The sequence below is a fragment of the Vibrio glycogenivorans genome, assembly GCF_051660965.1.
Lineage (GTDB): Bacteria > Pseudomonadota > Gammaproteobacteria > Enterobacterales > Vibrionaceae > Vibrio.
The window spans coordinates 1-3129 of the sequence record NZ_JBPVIS010000030.1 but is presented as its reverse complement, the minus strand read 5'-3'; the positions used below and the strand labels follow the sequence as shown (position 1 = coordinate 3129).

Genomic DNA, 3129 nt, shown 5'->3' with positions numbered 1-3129 from the left:
AAAGCAATGCCCTAAATCTTGTCTGCCGCCGAAATCGCGACTGGCGGCATTACAAAAAGTAGCTCAAACCGATAGCCGATAATCTGATTGCTTTTGCGTTGCTGACAAAGTTTGGGGCAAGTCTGCGTTTGATGGGGACCAGATCGTATAGAGATAGCCTGATGTGATGAAAGCAATTGTTAGTTAATAACTGCCTTCGGCACTGATTTTCGTGCTGGTCAAACCTTTCTGGCCCGTTCCATGGCAGTCGCTGCACGTTTCTACTTCATTTGTTTTAGGGTTAGTGTAAAAACCTTTCCCAATACATAGCCTACAGGAAATTCGCTTTCGACGAATCTTCCGCCACTTAATCCATGTTTCCTGTAATTTCGTCTTGGGCGCGCCATCACCATTAAGCACCTTTAGAAAATCCTTTTGATCCAAGGTGACTGGCTTTATGCGACCGAATTCCAGAGCCGATAACCAACTCCCATAAATTTCAATATCTTCGATTTCCTTGTAAGTTAGAAATGATTCAAGTTCTCGTGGGATATAGAAATCTGTTTCCAACAGTTTCCTATGCTCAGGTGGTAATTTTATCGACATTTCAGGCTCCTTCCTGTATCTATCGATTCAACTGACAATTGAATGCTAATCATATTTGGTGAGATTCGAGAGTCCTGACCATTTAGTGGTAAGACATGTGCTAGGTGTTTGATGCAGTTAACTTGGTACGCTTTCAACATCACAAATCATTGCCTCGCGAAACCTATCAGGTCAAGAATACCTGTACGCACCGCCCAGCGCTGAGCCATCCTTCACGGATTAAATAGTGTAAGGGAAAAATTTAGGCATCAATGTGCTTAGATCTTTTGCTCTAACGCAGAAAGGGGCAAAGCCGTGGCATAGTCATTTGCAAGGTGAATAACCGTTTGTTATATGCCTAGCAACTCGTTTGAATATTTCCTAAGCCCTTGAGCACCAAAGCCTTGCTCTGGTTTTTCATAGTGAAAATATGTAGACACCCATATTACTGGTGGAGTTATCGACCCTCTCCTACACTGAAGTAGTGCTCAATTCTCCGGAGAGTCACGATGCCCAAAGCTCGCTCTAAACAAGTTAGTCTGGATGATACGGCCTACTATCACTGTGTTTCGCGCTGTGCGCGCAGGGCCTACATGTGTGGCGTTGATCAGGTTACTGGTAAGAGTTATGAACATCGGCGAGGTTGGGTTGAAGAGCGTCTGCTTAAAATGGCGCGTGTGTTCGCCATTGACGTTTGCTCGTATGCGGTGATGAGTAATCATACCCACGTGGTGCTGCATGTTAATCAGGTGATGGCTATGGGCTGGAGTGCGAATGAGGTCTTGGAGCGTTGGCATCAATTGCACAAAGGAACGTTGCTGACGACTCGCTACCTTAGTGGAGAGCAGCTCGATGATGCATCATTGAAAGCGGTTATGGATATTGTTGAGGTGTATCGCCAGCGTCTATATGACATCAGTTGGTTTATGCGTAATCTTAATGAGACCATAGCCCGTCAAGCCAATAGAGAAGAAGGGTGTACCGGACGATTCTGGGAAGGGCGTTTTAAGTCGCAAGCGCTACTTGACGACGCTGCCTTAGTTGCCTGTATGGCTTATGTCGACTTAAACCCAGTCCGCGCCCAGATAGCCCCCACCCCTGAAGAGTCTGAATATACCAGTATCAAGGCTAGGGTGGATATTCTCCAGGATACTGACGGCAGTGGCCCGCGCCAACCTGAGGCATTATTTCCCTTTGTTGGTGACCCTAGGCAGGAGATACCAAAGGGGCTGCCGTTCCGACTTGAAGACTACCTGTCACTGGTGGATTTCAGTGGTCGCGTCATACGTGAAGATAAGCGTGGAGCCATAGCGGAGGTTCATCCGCCGATTTTGTCCAGGCTAGGAATCGATGAAGCGGTGTGGGGATCTTTGATTGTTTCGCTTGAAAAGGAATTCACCGGACCTATCGGCGGTGAAAAGTCTCTGCGTCAATATCAGCGACATCACGGCTTGCTGCGGATGAAAGGCGTTAGAGTCGCAAGGCGATGCTTTAAAGCGGCTTAACTTTCCATTTATCAAGCTCGATTTTCCGCTGATGAGTGCAGTGGTGAAGACCATTTTATACGATAGTGCCCAATAATCAGAAATATGGTTCTGATGATAGATTTTGTCTGATTATGGATGTCTTTATTAGACTTTTCAACTTAATACCTTTGTTGTTAACCCTCCTTGATCGCATAGGCTTGTTAATAATCTGATTGTCTACCAACTTATGAATACTTGAAGCTGTTAGCTCTATATCAAATACCAAATTACTCATTAACTTACCCTAAATCAAAATCATCGAGTAGTTTCTGATATTCAATAGCTGCCTCTTCATTCCTCTGCAGCATAAGGTCATCAACTTTACTACGTACTATATACCATTCAGACTCATTCCTTATCTTTCCTCTCTTTAGGATTTTTCCGCTTCTATCGGTTACTCGTTCTAAAAAAGCAGGCTCAAATTCAGAGCAGGCTTCGACAAAATATTTCTTAGCTTCATATCGCGATTCATCAGGCAACTCTAAAATCACATAATATGTGTCAGTTAAGCCCTGCTCTATGCCAGCTGTGACCAATGATTTTTTTATCGTAGTCTCTGGATTAGATAACTCAACATCAAGCTGTGCAAAAGACTGCTCCCAAGAAGCCAGTATCTTTTTAATACTCTCCTCAGGAACATTCTTCAAATCGCCGATTAATCTCTCACAAATCAACCTATATTTGTCATATTTAGTTTTCCTCATCACTTTCACGATTATGCTCCAATCAGGTAACCAAATTAGTTATGCCACTATAAGGTATGGGGTTAGTCGATTTAACCAATCGATAAGAGGGTTTACAATACCTTAGATTATCCATCAGGTACCAATTTAGCCAGAGCTGTAGCTAACTTTTGTCCAAAAGTGTGTTTAGAAGGGCAGCAATGACATGTGATCACCAAGCGAATCTGTCGTATGCTAATTACCAAGCGATTTTGTCGTTAAGCTAATTACCAAGGGAAAGTGACGGAACGGATTAGCGTACCTTTTAAAGTAATCAAAACCAGCTTTAAAGGGTGCTAAGGATGTTCTACATGGAT

General features: G+C 43.7%; 3 protein-coding genes. 1 reads left to right on the top strand and 2 read right to left on the bottom strand.

Translation table 11 applies throughout. From position 1 onward, the window contains the following. Positions 1 to 183: 183 nt before the first annotated feature. Positions 184 to 585 carry a DUF413 domain-containing protein gene (gene maoP, locus ACSTTG_RS24105; protein ID WP_438476615.1) on the bottom strand — a complete coding sequence of 134 codons (402 nt, stop codon included), beginning with the start codon at positions 583 to 585 and terminating at the stop codon, positions 184 to 186. A gap of 488 nt (positions 586 to 1073) precedes the next feature. Between maoP and ACSTTG_RS24100 the strand changes: the two genes are divergently transcribed. Further along, positions 1074 to 2069 (top strand): transposase, encoded by a 996-nt coding sequence (locus ACSTTG_RS24100; RefSeq protein WP_438476614.1) that lies wholly within the window; start codon positions 1074 to 1076, stop codon positions 2067 to 2069. A gap of 260 nt (positions 2070 to 2329) precedes the next feature. Here the strand turns inward: ACSTTG_RS24100 and ACSTTG_RS24095 are convergent, their stop codons facing one another. Next, on the bottom strand, positions 2330 to 2803 hold the full coding sequence (locus ACSTTG_RS24095) for a hypothetical protein (protein ID WP_438476613.1): 474 nt from the start codon (positions 2801 to 2803) through the stop codon (positions 2330 to 2332). Between the last annotated feature and the right edge of the window lie 326 nt (positions 2804 to 3129).

Coding starts and splice junctions, on each gene's coding strand:
- maoP (WP_438476615.1), bottom strand. CDS start 585: ATGTCGATAAAATTACCACCTGAGCATAGGAAACTGTTGGAAACAGAT.
- ACSTTG_RS24100 (WP_438476614.1), top strand. CDS start 1,074: ATGCCCAAAGCTCGCTCTAAACAAGTTAGTCTGGATGATACGGCCTAC.